Source organism: Pseudomonas sp. LBUM1652 (assembly GCF_059716105.1).
Map to the genome: position 1 here is coordinate 4899587 of NZ_CP166804.1, position 16703 is coordinate 4916289.

Consider the following 16703-nt stretch of genomic DNA (forward strand, 5'->3'; position numbering starts at 1 on the left):
ATGTCTACTGACAAAACGCGGTCAACTGTAGGAGTGAGCCTGCTCGCGATGGGGCCTTTAGCCTAAATAAAGAATCAGGCTTCTGGCCAGAACGCCCGAATCCCTGCCACACCCTGAGCCCCAAAGCTCCAGGCCTTCTCACGCTCAGCCGGGCCAACCCCGCCCAACACGAACACCGGTTTGCTGAAGCCCTCGATCAACGTCGAAGCCTGCTCCCAGCCCAACGGCTGCGCATCCGGATGAGTCAACGTCGGCTGCACCGGCGACAGGGTCACGAAATCCACGCCCATCTGTTCGGCCAGCGCCAGTTCTTCGGCGTTATGGCAAGACGCCGCCAACCAACGCTCCGCAGGCAACGGTCGCCCCGCCGCCGCATACTTGCGCAGTTGCGCGGAGGTGATGTGCCACCCGGCGGACGGGAAATCACCGAGCCATTCGAACGGCCCCTTGATCATCAACTGCGCCTTGCCGGCACACAGACCCGCTGCATCCACCGCCAGATCACGGTACTTCGGGTCGTAGCCATTGGGCGCACGCAGCTGGATCAATTTGATCCCGCCGGCAATCGCCTTCTGGATGCCCCGTAACAACGCCGGGGTTTCCAGATCTTCCGGAGTAATCAGGTATTCGGCTGGCAAACGTGCCGCTGCGACGATTGGCTGGTTGGCCGCCGGAAACTCGTAGTTCGCCAGCTCCTTCGCGGTTACCCAGGCCAATGGCTGACCTTCGGCACCGTGGGGTTCGCCGCTGAAGTCCGAGACTTCCCAGACATCCAGCAACACCTGTTTGTCCGGGTAATCGTGACGCACCTTGATCAATGGCCGGGCGCTGCCTACGACAATGCCCAACTCTTCGTGCAGCTCACGGGCCAGCGCGGTTTCGACCGACTCGTCAGCCTCGACCTTGCCGCCGGGAAACTCCCACAAACCACCCTGATGCTGGGTGTCGGCACGGCGGGCGATGAGAATTTTGCCACTGTCGTCACGTATGACGGCAGCCGCGACGTGTACACGTTTCACGGGTTCATCTCCTCCAGTCCAGCCTTCTGCCATGCCTTGAAGGCCGGCCATTGGTAGACGGTTTCAACATAGGCTTCGTCGGCGGCCGGCAGCTTCACCTGATAGGTGCGCAAACGCACGGCAATCGGTGCGAAGAACGCATCGGCCAGGCTCAAACGACCAAACAGGTACGGCCCGCTCTCGGTGGCGACAGCACGGCATTCAGCCCACAAGGCGAGCATGCGTTCGATATCGACCTTCACTTCCGGCGGCACCGGGTTCAGCGGCGCGTTGTGGCTCAGGTTGAACGGCATGTGGTTGCGCATGGCGAAGAAGCCACTGTGCATTTGCGCACAGGCGGATCGCGCCTGGGCGCGGGCGAAGAGGTCGGTTGGCCAAAGCTGCTCGGACGCAAACTGCTCGGCGAGGTACTCAGCGATAGCCAAGGAATCAGCCACGGTGCCGCGTGCGGTTTTCAGCAGGGGCACTTTGGCAGTCGGCGAATGCTTGAGCAGACGCTCGCGGGTGTCGGGCTTGCCGAGTTTGATCAACTCTTCGGTGTAGGGAGCGCCGGTCAATTCGAGCGCCAGGGCGGCGCGCAGGGACCAGGAGGAAAGCAGTTTGTCGCCGATGATCAGGTGCAGAGACATGGTTTGGCGCCTTTTCGTCAGTGGAAAAGCTTTGGGACTTGCGATGCCTGAACCGACGCCATCGCTAGCAAGCTAGCTCCCACGGTAGATGTTCAGTGAACACAAACCCTGTGGGAGCCAGACTGCTGGCGATGGCAGCGACTCGGTCTCGGATCAGGTCCGGTATTCGGCGTTGATCTTCACGTATTCATGCGACAGGTCAGTGGTCCAGATGGTTTCGCTGCAATCGCCGCGACCCAGCTCGATACGGATGGTGATCTCTTCCTGCTGCATCACCGCCGAGCCCTGCGCCTCAGTGTAGGTCTCAGCGCGGGCGCCACGGCTGGCGATACACACATCGCCGAGGAACACGTCGATCTTGCTCACGTCCAGATCCGGCACGCCGGCACGGCCGACAGCGGCCAGGATGCGTCCCCAGTTCGGGTCGGAGGCGAACAGCGCGGTCTTGATCAGCGGCGAGTGCGCCACGGTGTAGCCGACGTCCAGGCATTCCTGGTGATTGCCGCCACCGTTGACTTCAACGGTGACGAACTTGGTTGCGCCTTCGCCGTCTCGCACGATGGCCTGGGCCACGTCCATGCACACTTCGAACACCGCTTGCTTGAGTTTGGCGAACAGTTCGCCTTCCGCGCGGGTGATTTCCGGCAGTGCAGCCTTGCCGGTGGCGATCAGCATGCAGCAGTCGTTAGTCGAAGTGTCGCCGTCGATAGTGATGCGGTTGAACGACTTGTTGGCGCCGTCGAGCATCAGGTTTTGCAGGACATCGCGGGAGACTTTGGCGTCGGTGGCGATGTAGCCGAGCATGGTCGCCATGTTCGGACGAATCATGCCCGCGCCTTTGCTGATGCCGGTAACGGTGATGGTCACGCCGTCATGCTGGAACTGGCGGCTGGCCCCTTTGGGCAGGGTGTCGGTGGTCATGATGCCGGTGGCGGCCGCTTCCCAGTTGTTTTCCGACAGATCGTCCAGTGCGGCTTGCAAGGCACCTTCAATTTTCTCGACCGGCAATGGCTCGCCGATGACACCCGTTGAGTACGGCAGGATCTGCTCAGCAGCAACGCCGGTCAGCTCGGCCAGTTTGGCGCAGGTGCGCTCGGCAGCGGCCAGGCCTGGTTCGCCGGTACCGGCGTTGGCGTTACCGGTGTTGGTCAGCAGGTAGCGCACAGCGTTCTGCACGCGTTTTTTCGCGAGGATCACCGGCGCTGCACAAAAGGCGTTCAACGTGAATACGCCCGCCACGGTCGAACCTTCGGCGCAGCGCATCACCACGACATCTTTGCGCCCGGGGCGCTTGATGCCGGCCGAGGCGATACCGAGTTCAAAACCGGCAACCGGGTGCAACGTTGGCAAAGGACCAAGACCAACAGCCATGAATGCGCTCCTTACTCAATGAAGTCAGCACCGCCATTTGAAAGCGGTGGTTTAAATGGCAAAACGCCGCGACGGCTTATGCCGGTCGCGGCGCGGGTACATCAGCGATTGAAACGGGTGTTACTGAATCTGCCCGTGGCAATGCTTGAATTTCTTGCCCGAACCGCAGTAGCACAGTTCGTTGCGGCCTAGCTTCTGGTCATTGCGAACCGGGGCGGTGGCGAGGGCCACATCGACCTCTTCACCCAGGATTTCCGGCTGATCAAGACCAGGGGCTTCGGCGTGTTCGAACTGCATGCGGGCGGCCAGTGCTTCGGCTTCCTGACGCAGACGTTGCTCTTCGGCTTCCGGATCTTCACGGCGAACCTGAACGTGCGACAGCACACGGATGGAGTCGCGCTTGATCGAATCCAGCAGCTCGGAGAACAGCGTGAACGACTCGCGCTTGTATTCCTGCTTCGGGTTCTTCTGAGCGTAGCCACGCAGGTGGATGCCGTGACGCAGGTGATCCATGGTCGACAGGTGGTCTTTCCACAGGTCGTCCAGCACGCGCAGAACGATTTGCTTCTCGAAGGAGCGCAGTGCTTCGGCACCGGCCTGATCTTCTTTCTCGTTGTACGCGGCCATCAGCTCGGTCATGAGCTTCTCGCGCAGGGTTTCTTCGTACAGGTGATCGTCTTCGTCGAGCCATTGCTGGATCGGCAACGCCACACCGAAGTCGCTCTGCAGCGAGGCTTCCAGACCGGCGACGTCCCACTGTTCTGGCAGCGATTGCGGCGGAATGTGAGCGCTGACAGTCGCGTTGAGTACGTCCTGACGGAAGTCGGCGATGGTTTCACCGATGTTGTCGGCGGCCAGCAACGTGTTACGCATGTGATAAATCACTTTACGCTGTTCGTTGTTAACGTCGTCGAACTCAAGCAGTTGCTTACGAATGTCGAAGTTGCGGCCTTCAACCTTGCGCTGCGCCTTCTCGATCGCGTTGGTCACCATGCGGTGCTCAATCGCTTCGCCCGGCTGCATGCCCAGGGCTTTCATGAAGTTCTTCACCCGGTCAGAGGCGAAGATACGCATCAGGCTGTCTTCCAGCGAGAGGTAGAAGCGGCTGGAACCGGCGTCACCCTGACGGCCGGCACGGCCACGCAGCTGGTTGTCGATACGACGGGATTCGTGACGCTCGGATGCAATCACCTGCAAACCGCCGGACTCCAGCACTTGCTGGTGACGCTTCTGCCAGTCGGCCTTGATTTGGGCGATCTGCTCAGGGGTCGGGTCTTCCAGCGATGCGACTTCAACTTCCCAGTTACCGCCCAACAGGATGTCGGTACCACGACCGGCCATGTTGGTGGCGATGGTCAGTGCGCCCGGACGACCGGCTTGCGCGATGATCTCGGCTTCTTTTTCGTGGAACTTGGCGTTCAGAACCTTGTGTTCGATGCCTTCCTTCACGAGCAGTGCGGACATGTGCTCGGAGGTTTCGATGGTCGCAGTACCCACCAGCACCGGACGGCCAGCGGCCATGCTTTCCTTGATGTCCGTCACGATCGCCGCGTACTTCTCTTCGGCTGTCAGGAACACCAGGTCGTTGAAGTCTTTACGCGCCAACGGCTTGTTCGGCGGAATGACCATCACTTCCAGACCATAGATCTGGTGGAATTCAAACGCTTCGGTGTCAGCGGTACCGGTCATGCCGGACAGCTTGGTGTACAGACGGAAGTAGTTCTGGAACGTGGTCGATGCCAGGGTCTGGCTCTCGGCCTGAATGTTCAAGCCTTCTTTGGCTTCGATGGCCTGGTGCAGACCTTCGGACAAACGACGGCCCGGCATGGTACGGCCGGTGTGCTCGTCGACCAGTACGACCTGACCGTCCTGCACGATGTATTCAATGTTGCGATTGAACAGCTTGTGCGCACGCAGACCGGCATAAACGTGGGTCAGCAGACCCAGGTTATGCGCCGAGTACAGGCTCTCGCCCTCAGCCAGCAGGCCGACACGGGAGAGCATGTCTTCGATGAACTGATGACCGGCTTCGTTGAGTTCGACCTGACGGGTCTTCTCGTCAACGGTGTAGTGGCCAGCCTTGGTGACTTCCCCTTCGACTTCTTCAACGTGCAGTTCCAGCTGCGGGATCAGTTTGTTGATCTCGGTGTACAGCTTGGAGCTGTCCTCGGCCTGACCGGAAATGATCAGTGGGGTACGTGCTTCGTCGATGAGGATGGAGTCGACTTCGTCGATCACGGCAAAATTGAGTTCGCGCTGGAATTTTTCTTCCATGCTGAACGCCATGTTGTCGCGCAGGTAGTCGAAACCGAATTCGTTGTTGGTGCCGTAGGTGATGTCGGCAGCGTAAGCGAGACGCTTCTCTTCCGGCGGCTGGAACGGCGTCACGACGCCGACGGTCAGGCCGAGGAACTCATACAGCGGGCGCATCCAGTTGGCGTCACGACGGGCCAGGTAGTCGTTCACCGTCACAACGTGCACGCCCTTGCCGGACAGTGCGTTGAGGTAAACACCCAGCGTAGCCACGAGGGTTTTACCCTCACCGGTGCGCATTTCGGCGATTTTGCCTTCATGCAAGGTCATGCCGCCGACGAGTTGCACGTCGAAGTGGCGCATACCCATGATGCGCTTGCCGGCTTCGCGGGCGACCGCAAAGGCTTCTGGCAACAGCTTGTCGAGGGTTTCCCCTTTGGCGATGCGGGCCTTGAACTCATCGGTCTTGGCGCGCAATTGATCGTCCGAAAGGGCCACCATTTGCTCTTCGAAGGCATTGACGAGCTGCACCGTCTTGAGCATGCGTTTGACTTCACGCTCGTTCTTGCTTCCAAAAAGTTTCTTTAACAAAGGCGCAAACATATCGGCAGGATCTTCCACACTAAAGGGATGGAGGGCGGCCCCGTGAGTCGCCCGTGCAGCCCTCATGGCCGCATGCGAACGAGCATTCTACCCGGAAACGGTGGTGAGGAAAGTGGCGATATTCCACGATGCTGGCACTGCGCTTTGACGGGGCTCACTTAAAATAGGGGCGTTTTGCTCAACTTCAAGTCGTACGCAAAAGAAGTTAGTCGTTGATTTAATGGGCAAAGCAGGGGCAAAAGCAATGGGCGAGTGAATTCGGTGCTTTCTGCTACCATGGCGCCTCTGTACTTTCAGGTGTTCGATCATGGCGTTTCGCCCTCTTACGGCCAAAGCACCCGCCGTTTTGCTACGCGAAGCCAAGCCGCTCAAAGCCATCCTCGGCCATGCCCAGCGACTGGGCCATCTGCAACGCCTGCTCGAAAGCCAACTGCAACCCGCCGCCCGCGAACATTGCCATGTGGCGTCGTGGCGTGAGGGCAGTCTCCTGTTAATTGTCACCGATGGTCATTGGGCCACTCGCCTGCGCTATCAGCAAAAGCGCTTGCAACGGCAATTGCAGATGTTCGACGAGTTCGCCAGCCTGACGCGGATTCTGTTCAAGGTTCAACCACCGACGGTTCAGCGTGGAGCAACCGGGCATACGATGGATCTTTCAACGGATGCAGCGGCGACCATTCAGGCCACGGCGGACGGGATCAGTGATCCGAATCTGCGGGCGGCGCTGGAGCGCCTTGCGGCGCACGCCAAAGCCAAGCCCTGAAAAAATCGCAGCCTGCGGCAGCTTCTACAGCTGGAATGCATCCCCTCTAGGAGGTGCCGCAGGCTCGGGCCGCGATCGGACGATCTTTGCTTTTAGCGGCGTTTGCTGCCTCCGAGCAGCGAACCCATCAGGCCACGCACCAGTTGCTTGCCCAGGTTGTTGGCCGCTTGGCGCATCGCCGACTTCAGCGCCTGCCCTGCCGCGGTCCCCAGGAACTCGCCAGCCCTGTCCGCCAGACTCGGTTCTTGAGTAGCTGCCGGCGCTTCAGCCTCCGGGGCCAACCCTTTACGCCCCATCAGGATTTCATAAGCCGACTCCCGATCGATCGGTTTGTCATAGCGCCCCTTGAACGGCGATCCGGCAATCAGCATTGTTCGCTCGGTTTCGGTTAACGGCCCGATCCGCGATTGCGGCGGTGCGACCAACACGCGCTGAACCATTTCCGGCGTGCCTTTCTCGGCAAGCGTACCGACCAACGCCTCACCGATCCCAAGCTCGGTCAGCACCGACAGACTGTCGAACGCCGGATTAGGCCGAAACCCATCGGCTACGGCACGCAGGGATTTCTGCTCTTTTGCAGTGAATGCACGCAGGCCGTGCTGGATGCGCAGCCCCAACTGTGCCAACACGTCGTCCGGCAGGTCAGTCGGCGACTGGGTGACGAAATACACACCCACGCCCTTGGAACGGATCAACCGCACCACCTGCTCCAGCCGCTCCTGCAACGCCTTTGGCGTATCGCCAAACAACAAGTGCGCCTCATCGAAAAACAGCGCCAGCAGCGGTTTATCGGCATCGCCGCGCTCCGGCAACTGCTCGAACAGTTCGGCCAGCAGCCATAACAGAAACGTCGCATAAACCTTCGGCGCCTCGTGTACCAGACGGCTGGCATCGAGCAGATGAATGCGCCCACGGCCATCGGCAGCGGGTTGCAGGATGTCTTCCAGTTGCAGCGCCGGCTCGCCAAACAAGGCTTCGGCACCCTGCTGCTCCAGCGTTGCCAAGCGGCGTAACAGTGCCTGACTGGAACCGGTGGTCATCAGCGCGGCGTCTTCGCCCAACAGCTGTGGATTGTCCTTGAGGTGATTGAGCAGCGCTTTCAGATCCTTCAGATCCAGCAACAACAGGCCTTCGCGATCGGCGACCTTGAACGCCGCATAGAGCGCCGATTGCTGACTGTCGGTCAGCTCGAGCAGGCTGCCAATCAGCAGCGGCCCCATTTCACTCAACGTGGTGCGCAGTGGATGACCGGACTGACCGTGAATGTCCCACAAGGTCACGGGATAAGCCTGCGGTTTGTAATTGAGCCATGGCATGCCGGCGATGCGCTCGGCGACCTTACCCTGCGGGTTGCCGGCAGCACCGAGGCCGCACAGATCTCCCTTGATATCAGCGGCAAACACCGCGACGCCCGCGTCGCTGAAGGCTTCGGCCAGACGTTGCAAAGTCACGGTTTTACCGGTGCCGGTCGCGCCGGCAACCAGTCCATGTCGGTTGGCCAGGCGCATGGCCTGGGCTATCGGTTGCCCCGCGAGATCGGCGCCGATTACGAGTTGCGATGAGTCAGGCATTTTGTCACCCAATGGTTAATCTTTAATTCGCGATGGCCGATAAATAAAGGCGTGAACCTGACTGAAAAGTCGGGTCGGACATTTCCCTAAGGAGAGACGGAAATATCAGCTTTTTTCACCCTTGCCCATATTGAGCGTCTTTATAAAAGCACGCCCAGGACATTAAGACCTTAGCGGAACCCCAAGCCATGAACAAAAACCTGCGCTTCAGCCATAAAATTTTGCTTGCCGCCGCCCTCATCGTCATCGCCGCTTTCGCCTCGTTCACGCTGTACAACGACTGGCTACAGCGCAACGCAATCCGCGATGACCTGAACAACTATCTCAACGAGATGGGCGAGGTCACCGCCGACAATATCCAGACCTGGCTCAATGGCCGCATTCTGCTGGTCGAGAACGCTGCCCAGAACATCGCCATCAACCCGGAAGCGACCAATGTCGCCAGCCTGCTGGAACAGAAGTCCCTGACCTCGACATTCATGGCGACCTATCTGGGCGATGCCACCGGCCACTTCACCATCCGCCCGGACGTGAAGATGCCGGACGGTTTCGATCCACGCGTTCGTCCTTGGTACAAAGGTGCCGAGAGCAGCAGCACACCGACCCTGACCGAACCGTACATCGACGCCGCGACCGGCCAGTTGATCATCTCCATCGCCACCGCCTCGAAAAAGGCCGGTCAGAGCGTTGGCGTGGTCGGCGGTGACTTGAGCCTGCAATCACTGGTCGACACCCTGGCCGCCCGGGATTTCGACGGCATGGGTTATGTGTTCCTGGTCAGCGCCGACGGCAAGATCCTCGTGCACCCGGACAAAGCCCTGGTGATGAAATCACTGAAGGAGGCCTATCCGCAGGACACCCCGCGCATCAGCAGCGACTTCAGTGAAGTCACTGTCGATGGCAAGACCCGCATCGTCACTTTCGCCCCGATCAAGGGTCTGCCGTCGGTGAACTGGTACATCGGCCTGTCAGTGGACAAAGACAAGGCGTTCGCGATGCTCAGCGAGTTCCGCACCTCGGCAGTAATCGCAACGGTGATTGCCGTGGCGATCATCATTGCCCTGCTCGGCATGCTGATCCGCATCCTGATCCAGCCGCTGCACGTCATGACCCGCGCCATGGAGGACATCGCCGATGGCGAAGGCGACCTGACCAAGCGCCTGACCATCGTCAATAACGATGAATTCGGTGTACTCGGTACCGCGTTCAACCGTTTCGTCGAGCGTATTCATGGCTCGATCCGCGAAGTGTCGTCGGCCACCGGGCAGGTTAACGAAGTCGCCCTGCGTGTGGTCGCGGCGTCGAACTCGTCGATGTACAACTCCGATCAGCAGGCGTCGCGCACCAGCAGTGTCGCCGCCGCGATCAACCAACTTGGCGCCGCCGCCCAGGAAATCGCCCGCAACGCCGCGCAAGCCTCGAACCAGGCCAGCGACGCCCGCGGCCTCGCCGAAGACGGCCAGCAAGTGGTGGATCGCAGCATCAAGGCGATGAATCAACTGTCGAGCATGCTCAGCGCGTCGAGCAGCAATATCGAGTCGCTGAACAGCAAAACCGTGAACATCGGGCAGATTCTCGAAGTGATCACCAGTATTTCCCAGCAAACCAACCTGCTGGCGCTCAACGCGGCGATTGAAGCCGCGCGTGCCGGTGAGGCCGGGCGCGGATTTGCCGTGGTGGCGGACGAAGTGCGTAACCTCGCCCACCGCACCCAGGAATCGGCGCAGCAGGTACAAACCATGATCGAGGAGCTGCAAGTCGGCGCCCGGGAATCGGTGAGCACCATGAGCGACAGCCAGCGTCACAGCCAGGACAGCGTGGAAATCGCCAACCTGGCGGGCGAGCGCTTGAACAGCGTGACCCAACGCATTGGCGAGATCGATGGGATGAACCAGTCGGTGGCTACGGCGACCGAGGAACAAACCGCCGTGGTCGAGTCGATCAACGTCGATATCACCGAGATCAATACGCTGAACCAGGAAGGGGTGGAGAACCTGCACGCGACATTGCGTGCCTGTTCGGATCTGGAGCAGCAGGCTTCGCGGTTGAAGCAATTGGTGGGTAGTTTCCGCATCTGAAAATCAAAAGATCGCAGCCTTTGGCAGCTCCTGCAGTGGGAATGTGTTTTCCCTGCAGGAGCAGCCGCACGCTGCGATCTTTTCGCATCGGCCCTACCCCGCGCAATCCCGACCGAACATCTATTCTGGATAAAGGTCAACCAAAGGAGAGCAACGCTGCGGAGGGACGATCACCGTGCATATCGCCGACATCACCATGTTCTACGCCCCGGCCAGCGGTGGCGTACGTACTTATCTGGATGCAAAACACCGTCGGTTGAGCGTCAAACCCGGGATTCGCCACAGTTTGCTGATCCCCGGCGCGCATGTCGGTGAACACGATGGCGTTTACACGGTTCCCGCCCCCGCCCTGCCCTTCGGCAAGGGCTACCGCTTTCCGGTACGCCTGGCTCCTTGGAGAAATGTCTTGCAGGATTTGCAGCCCGATCTGATCGAGGTCGGCGATCCGTACCTCACCGCGTGGGCAGCTCTGGATGCCCGGCGGCAGCTGGACGTGCCGGTGATCGGTTTCTATCACTCGGACTTGCCGCTGTTGGTCAGCAACCGCATGGGGCATTGGGTCACGCCCAACGTCGAGGCCTATGTCACCAAGTTGTATGGCAACTTCGACCGGGTTCTCGCGCCCAGTCAGGTGATGGCTGACAAGCTCACAGGCCTGGGCGTGCGCAACGTCTTCGTACAGCCGTTGGGCGTTGATCTGCAAACCTTTCACCCCGGCGCCCGCGACCCGGACTTGCGGGCCGAACTGGGCATTGCCGAAGACGCCCGCCTGCTGATCTTCGCCGGGCGCGGTTCGAAAGAGAAAAACCTGCCGGTCTTGCTCAAGTGCATGCAGCGCCTTGGCTCGCGCTATCACTTGTTGCTGGTCGGCTCGGCGATGCCCGCCGCAGTGCCGGACAACGTCAGCGTCATTGATGAGTTCTGCCCGGCACCGACCGTGGCACGCCTGATGGCCAGTGCCGATGCGTTGTTGCATGCCGGCGATCAGGAAACCTTCGGTCTGGTGATCCTCGAAGCGATGGCCAGCGGTATTCCAGTGGTCGCTGTGGCGGCAGGTGCGTTCGAAGAAATCGTCACTGAGTCGTGCGGTCTGCTGTGTGCGCCGAACAATCCCCAGGCCATGGCCAATGCCGTGCGGGAATTGTTCAGTCGCGGCAGCGTGAAACTCGGCCAGCAAGCGCGCCAGCATGTCGAACGGCATTACGCCTGGGACACGGTGGTCGACAGTCTGCTCAGTCACTATCACGCTGTCCTCGGCCATGGGATTCCACGGGTGGCTAATGGCTGACTCGCTCAATCGGCCCGCCGTGTTGCTGGTGCTGCACGACGTGGCCCCCTCGACCTGGACGGATTACCGACCCTTTGTTGAAGCCGTCGATGCTTTGGGTGACGTGCCAATGACCTGGCTGGTGGTGCCGAATTTTCATCGCCACAACAACCTCGATGCTCATAAGGACTTTCGCCGGCTGCTGAGCGCACGCGTCGCCCGCGGCGATGAGTTGGCTCTGCACGGTTACTTTCACGACGACCAGGAGCCAGGCCCGACCACGCCGCGCGATTGGTTCATGCGGCGCATTTATACCCATGAAGGCGAGTTTTATCACTTGTCTCGCGAAGCCGCTCTCGCCAGACTGCGCGCCGGCATTGACCTGTTCCGGCGTTACGACTGGCCGCTGCAGGGTTTCGTCGCCCCCGCCTGGCTGATGAGCGACGGCACACGGCAGGCCCTGCGCGAACTGCCGCTAAGCTACACCAGCGACCCGCAGCATCTTTATCGTTTACCGGACTTCACCTCCATCGATGCGCCGGGGCTGGTCTGGAGCGCCCGCAGTGCATGGCGTCGCGGCCTGTCGAAGATCATCAGCGACCAGCGTGAACAGCACTGGCGCCAGGCGCCGGTGATTCGGCTAGGCTTGCACCCGGTGGACATGCGCCACGAATTCTCCCGCCATTACTGGCTGAACACTCTCGAACGATTGCTGAATGAAGGACGAGTACCGATGACCAAAGTGAACTGGCTCGCCCAACAGCGCGGTCAACAGGAACACGCCGCATGAGTCGCGGCATTGTCTTGTTGATCGGCCTGCTCGCGGCGGTGTCGATCCCGCTGCTGCTCGGCGGCAGCGAAATCTGGGCGCGCCTGCAGAGCTTTCCGTTGCAATGGCTGCTGATCATGTTCGGCATGATCCTGCTGTGCTGGGGCATCAACACCTTGCGCCTGCGTTTGTTGCTCGGTGATCAACGGGATCGCGTCACGCCGATGAAAAGCCTCGGCGTGGTCATGGCCGCCGAATTCGCCTACTGCGCGACACCCGGCGGTAGCGGCGGGCCGCTGACGATCATGGCGTTGCTGGCCCGCAGCGGCGTGCGCCCGGCCCGGGGCAGCGCAGTATTTGCCATGGATCAGTTGAGCGATTTGCTGTTTTTTCTCTGCGCCCTGAGCGGGATTCTGATTTACGCACTGTTCCAACACCTCAGCGATCGCATGGAATGGCTGCTGATCGTCAGCGCGGTGTCGCTGTTCGGCGGTTTGTGCAGTTGTGTACTGCTGGCGCGCTACCACCGCCAACTGATTCGCCTGAGCGGACGGCTGCTGGCTCGAATGAACGTGCGCGCCAGCACCCGTCGCCGCTGGGCACGCAAGCTGCTGCATTTTCTTGCCGCGTTCATCGATACGCTGAAGTTGCCTTGGCAGACCTTGAGCAAAGTCTTCGCCCTGACCTGCGTGCACTGGCTACTGCGCTATAGCGTGCTGTATCTGGCGCTGCGTGGGCTGGGGGCGGATTTGCAGTGGGCGTGGAGTTTTCTGGTGCAGATGCTCTCGCTGGGCGCCGGCCAGTTCAGCCTGCTGCCGGGCGGCGCAGGTGCCGCAGAATTGACCTCGGCGGCGCTACTGGCACCGATGGTCGGCAAATCCACTGCCGCGGCGGCGATTCTGATCTGGCGGGTGGTGACGTTCTACTTTTATCTGGTGGTGGGCGGGCCGGTGTTTCTGCTGATGCTCGGACGGCCGCTACTCAGAAAGCTGCTGAAGGTCAGGCAGGCTTCTTAGGCTCGCTCTGTTCATCCTTGAGTTGCTCCCACAACTCGGCAGCGCCGGGAAACTCCGTCCCGTCGTCTGGACTCAGGTCATCCGGGTCATACCGACTCAAACAGCCCTCGCCCAATGTCGCGGGTGCTTTGGAAGTGGCTTTGTCCAGTGGATCGCTCATCTGCATGTCCTCTGATTCTGAAACGGCGAAGGGCTTGGGCGATTCAACGCCCAAGCCCTTCGTTTTTCAAGCATGAAGTCGTTCGATCAGAACACTACAGTCTTGTTGCCATGTACCAGCACACGATCTTCGAGGTGATAGCGAAGGCCACGCGCCAACACCATCTTCTCGACGTCACGACCGAAACGCACCATGTCTTCGATGCTGTCGCTGTGGCTGACGCGGACAACGTCCTGCTCGATGATCGGACCGGCGTCCAGCTCTTCGGTCACGTAGTGGCAGGTCGCACCGATCAGTTTCACGCCACGCAGGGAGGCCTGGTGGTAAGGCTTGGCACCGACGAACGACGGCAGGAAGCTGTGGTGAATGTTGATGACCTGGTGCGCGTATTCGCGGCACAGCGCCGGCGGCAGGATTTGCATGTAGCGCGCCAGCACCACCACTTCGGCATCGTGTTGTTTGACCAGACGCGACACTTCGGCGAAGGCCGGTTCCTTGTCCTGCGGATTGACCGGGACGTGGTAATAAGGAATGCCGTGCCACTCGACCATGCTACGCAGATCGTCGTGGTTGGAAATCACGCAGGAGATTTCGCAATCCAGTTCATCGCTGTGCCAGCGGTGCAGCAGATCGGCCAGGCAATGGGATTCGCGGCTGGCCATCAGCACCACGCGTTTTTTCTGCTCGGTGTCGGTGATGCGCCAGTCCATCGAGAACTCTTCGGCGATCGGTGCAAACTTCTCGCGCAAGACTTCAATACCGAACGGCAGCGAATCGGCACGAATTTCGTGACGCATGAAGAACCAACCGATCTGATTATCCGAGTGGTGGCTCGCTTCGGTGATCCAGCCATTATGGGATGCCAGAAAATTACTGACTTTGGCAACAATGCCAACGCGGTCCGGGCAAGAAATCACCAGCCGAAAAGTGCGCATGAGGGGGAAACTCCAGAACTTCGCAAAGGCCGCCATTCTAGCGACTGCGCAGCAAAACTGCAGTATTGATGAGCTCGGGGGCGTTCGCCCCACCCCGGCGTACAGCTTTTTGACGGGGACAACCGTCAACGGGACGGCGATTCGGAGGTACTGCTAGATCAGATAACTGTGAGTATCTGTGATGACTGCATCACACTATTTAACCGAACATTCAATTTGCCGCTAATTCTTGTAACTAATTTAAATAAAAACCCCGGTTAAATGTTTACTTGATGAAACAGCCTGACTATTATTGCGGCACTGTCCCCTGCCACTCAGCACTCTACTAAGGTAGTAATCATGTCCTTGATCAACGAATATCGCGCCACCGAAGAAGCTATCAAAGAGCTGCAAGCCCGTTTGAAGAACCTGTCGCAAGACGACAAACTGCAAACCGAGCTGGAATTCGAAGGCAAACTGCGCACCCTGATGGGCGAATACTCCAAATCCCTGCGTGACATCATCGCCCTGCTGGATCCAGAATCCAAAACCAAGGCTCCACGCGGCGGCGCAGTAAAAACTACCGGCACCAAGCGTGCTCGCAAAGTTAAACAATACAAAAACCCGCACAACGGCGAAGTCATCGAAACCAAAGGTGGCAACCATAAAACTCTGAAAGAGTGGAAAGCCAAGTGGGGCGGTGACGTGGTTGAAGGCTGGGCTACCCTGCTGGGCTAAGCCGCAACGCCTGCCGCAGACTGATCTGCGGTGAAAATGAAACGCCAGCGAATGCTGGCGTTTTTTTATGTCCGGAATTAACCCGGTCATGTTCGATTTCAAAGATTCAAACGTTTGCGTAATGCCTGGACATAATTCTGCCATTCATTGAGCACCGCACTCTGCACCGGCGTCGCACTAATCGCCCATTTCTCTGCGGCCTCTGTAAAAGATGTCAGGGTATTTGGAGCCCCCCATTCAGGCGCGGACAAACGCTGCTGACAAAATATTCGCCAACGTTCCTGCTCTTCAAAATTCAAGGTGTCGGGAAAGTTACGCGCTCGATATCGAAAGAGTAATTCAGGCAAACGTTCATCATCGAAAGGCCATTGCTCTTGCGCTAATTGCGCAGGATCGGCCGTTCTCACTTGCTCACATAGACGTCGGTCGCGGTCACCGATAAATCCGTCGTACAACTGTTGTTCCGGATCCTCGCTCGGGGTGAAGTCTTCGCTGGCATAAATCGCCGCAACTTTATCTTTCCAAACTTCTTGTGCGTCAGTTAGTCGCAGCGCTCGGTCCTGATAAAGCGCCATGTCCAGCCCCAGTCTCTGCTGATCTTGCGCACGCAATACCGACAGTGGCGCCACCACCGGGCAACGATTGATATGAATCAGTTTGAGCGGCACCGGCAACTCACCTTCCAGCAAATCGTCACGGCGGGTGTACAGGCGCTGGCGCAGGGTCTGCGCATCGAGATCGAGCAAGCCCTGAGGATCCAGATGCAGATCGCAGACGATCAAGGCGTTGCGGTTCTTCGGATGCCAGGCCAACGGCAGCACCACGCCGACATAACTGCGCGCCGCCGAGAAGCGCCCTGAAATGTGCACCAGCGGCTGCAACAGACGAATCTGATCCATGACCTTTTGCTTGCTGCGCAACTGGAACAACCAGTCATACAGTTTTGGCTGCTTCTCGCGGATCAGCCGCGCCAGCGCGATGGTCGCGCGCACGTCCGACAAGGCCTCGTGGGCGTGGCCATGATCAATATTGTTCACGGCCGTCAGGCGCTCGAGCTTGAGCGTTACCCGACCCTGGTCATCGGTCGGCCAGACCAGCCCGTCCGGACGCAGTGCATACGCGGCGCGGACCACATCGATCAGATCCCAGCGACTGTTGCCACCCTGCCATTCACGCGCGTATGGGTCGAAGAAATTGCGGTACAAACTGTAGCGCGTCATCTCGTCGTCGAACCGCAACGTGTTGTAACCGGCGCCGCACGTACCGGGAGCCGCCAGTTGTGCATGCACCCGGGTCATGAAATCGGCCTCGCTCAAGCCCTTGTCGGCGAGCTGGCTCGGAGTAATGCCAGTGATTACGCATGCCGCCGGATGCGGCAGGATGTCTTCGCTGGGTTGGCAGTAGAGATTGACCGGTTCATCAATTTCGTTGAGGTCATGATCGGTGCGAATCCCGGCAACCTGCAGCGGGCGGTCGTTGCGGGGATTGATGCCAGTGGTTTCGTAGTCGTACCAAAAGATGGAAGTCACGGGCGGTTCCTGAACTGAAGATC

14 protein-coding genes and 1 pseudogene are annotated in these 16703 nt (G+C 59.5%); 7 read left to right on the forward strand and 8 right to left on the reverse strand.

Annotation, left to right across the window (positions count from 1 at the left end; all coding sequences use genetic code 11):
* Nucleotides 1-74: 74 nt before the first annotated feature.
* The 4 genes from ACA069_RS22150 to secA all read right to left on the reverse strand — a co-directional run bounded on the left by ACA069_RS22150 (nucleotide 75) and on the right by secA (nucleotide 5875).
* Nucleotides 75-1019, reverse strand: coding sequence for a Nudix family hydrolase (locus tag ACA069_RS22150; RefSeq protein WP_489878875.1), 945 nt, complete (start codon nucleotides 1017-1019; stop codon nucleotides 75-77).
* Complete coding sequence (locus tag ACA069_RS22155; RefSeq protein WP_489878874.1) at nucleotides 1016-1648, reverse strand: glutathione S-transferase family protein; 633 nt, start codon at nucleotides 1646-1648, stop codon at nucleotides 1016-1018. Before ACA069_RS22155 ends, ACA069_RS22150 begins: the two co-directional genes overlap by 4 nt.
* A 153-nt stretch (nucleotides 1649-1801) precedes the next feature.
* On the reverse strand, nucleotides 1802-3019 hold the full coding sequence (argJ, locus tag ACA069_RS22160; RefSeq protein ID WP_187678087.1) for a bifunctional glutamate N-acetyltransferase/amino-acid acetyltransferase ArgJ: 1218 nt from the start codon (nucleotides 3017-3019) through the stop codon (nucleotides 1802-1804).
* A gap of 120 nt (nucleotides 3020-3139) precedes the next feature.
* Nucleotides 3140-5875 carry a preprotein translocase subunit SecA gene (gene secA, locus ACA069_RS22165; RefSeq protein WP_497615212.1) on the reverse strand — a complete coding sequence of 912 codons (2736 nt, stop codon included), beginning with the start codon at nucleotides 5873-5875 and terminating at the stop codon, nucleotides 3140-3142.
* 307 nt (nucleotides 5876-6182) lie between these two features.
* Between secA and ACA069_RS22170 the strand changes: the two genes are divergently transcribed.
* Nucleotides 6183-6638 (forward strand): DUF721 domain-containing protein, encoded by a 456-nt coding sequence (locus tag ACA069_RS22170; RefSeq protein ID WP_187678089.1) that lies wholly within the window; start codon nucleotides 6183-6185, stop codon nucleotides 6636-6638.
* A gap of 92 nt (nucleotides 6639-6730) precedes the next feature.
* On the opposite strand, the gene ACA069_RS22175 is transcribed toward ACA069_RS22170, so the two are convergent.
* The gene (locus ACA069_RS22175) at nucleotides 6731-8209 is read right to left on the reverse strand and encodes a helicase HerA-like domain-containing protein (protein ID WP_401268647.1); all 1479 of its coding nucleotides are present in this window, start codon (nucleotides 8207-8209) and stop codon (nucleotides 6731-6733) included.
* A gap of 188 nt (nucleotides 8210-8397) precedes the next feature.
* On the opposite strand from ACA069_RS22175, the pseudogene ACA069_RS22180 reads away from it, so the two are divergent.
* The 5 genes and pseudogenes from ACA069_RS22180 to gpgF form a co-directional block, all read left to right on the forward strand.
* Nucleotides 8398-9429, forward strand: a pseudogene (locus ACA069_RS22180) (HAMP domain-containing protein); the annotation flags it as partial.
* A 93-nt stretch (nucleotides 9430-9522) separates the two neighbouring features.
* Nucleotides 9523-10287 (forward strand): methyl-accepting chemotaxis protein, encoded by a 765-nt coding sequence (locus ACA069_RS22185; RefSeq protein WP_370872677.1) that lies wholly within the window; start codon nucleotides 9523-9525, stop codon nucleotides 10285-10287.
* A gap of 175 nt (nucleotides 10288-10462) precedes the next feature.
* Nucleotides 10463-11575 (forward strand): N-acetylglucosaminyl phosphatidylglycerol synthase, encoded by a 1113-nt coding sequence (gpgS, locus tag ACA069_RS22190; RefSeq protein ID WP_497615213.1) that lies wholly within the window; start codon nucleotides 10463-10465, stop codon nucleotides 11573-11575.
* Nucleotides 11568-12344 carry an N-acetylglucosaminyl phosphatidylglycerol deacetylase gene (gpgD, locus tag ACA069_RS22195; RefSeq protein ID WP_497615214.1) on the forward strand — a complete coding sequence of 259 codons (777 nt, stop codon included), beginning with the start codon at nucleotides 11568-11570 and terminating at the stop codon, nucleotides 12342-12344. Before gpgS ends, gpgD begins: the two co-directional genes overlap by 8 nt.
* Nucleotides 12341-13339 carry a glucosaminyl phosphatidylglycerol flippase gene (gene gpgF, locus ACA069_RS22200; protein ID WP_497615215.1) on the forward strand — a complete coding sequence of 333 codons (999 nt, stop codon included), beginning with the start codon at nucleotides 12341-12343 and terminating at the stop codon, nucleotides 13337-13339. Before gpgD ends, gpgF begins: the two co-directional genes overlap by 4 nt.
* Here gpgF and ACA069_RS22205 read toward each other — a convergent pair.
* Together ACA069_RS22205 and purU are read right to left on the reverse strand one after the other, a co-directional pair.
* Entirely contained in the window at nucleotides 13323-13499 is a 177-nt protein-coding gene (locus tag ACA069_RS22205; protein ID WP_401268656.1) for a hypothetical protein, read from the reverse strand. The genes gpgF and ACA069_RS22205 overlap by 17 nt on opposite strands.
* A gap of 86 nt (nucleotides 13500-13585) precedes the next feature.
* The gene (gene purU / locus ACA069_RS22210) at nucleotides 13586-14434 is read right to left on the reverse strand and encodes a formyltetrahydrofolate deformylase (protein ID WP_187678095.1); all 849 of its coding nucleotides are present in this window, start codon (nucleotides 14432-14434) and stop codon (nucleotides 13586-13588) included.
* Nucleotides 14435-14773: 339 nt separating this feature from the next.
* On the opposite strand from purU, the gene mvaT reads away from it, so the two are divergent.
* The gene (gene mvaT, locus ACA069_RS22215) at nucleotides 14774-15151 is read left to right on the forward strand and encodes a histone-like nucleoid-structuring protein MvaT (RefSeq protein ID WP_007933316.1); all 378 of its coding nucleotides are present in this window, start codon (nucleotides 14774-14776) and stop codon (nucleotides 15149-15151) included.
* A gap of 98 nt (nucleotides 15152-15249) precedes the next feature.
* Here the strand turns inward: mvaT and sbcB are convergent, their stop codons facing one another.
* On the reverse strand, nucleotides 15250-16680 hold the full coding sequence (gene sbcB / locus ACA069_RS22220) for an exodeoxyribonuclease I (RefSeq protein WP_497615216.1): 1431 nt from the start codon (nucleotides 16678-16680) through the stop codon (nucleotides 15250-15252).
* Nucleotides 16681-16703: the final 23 nt, after the last annotated feature.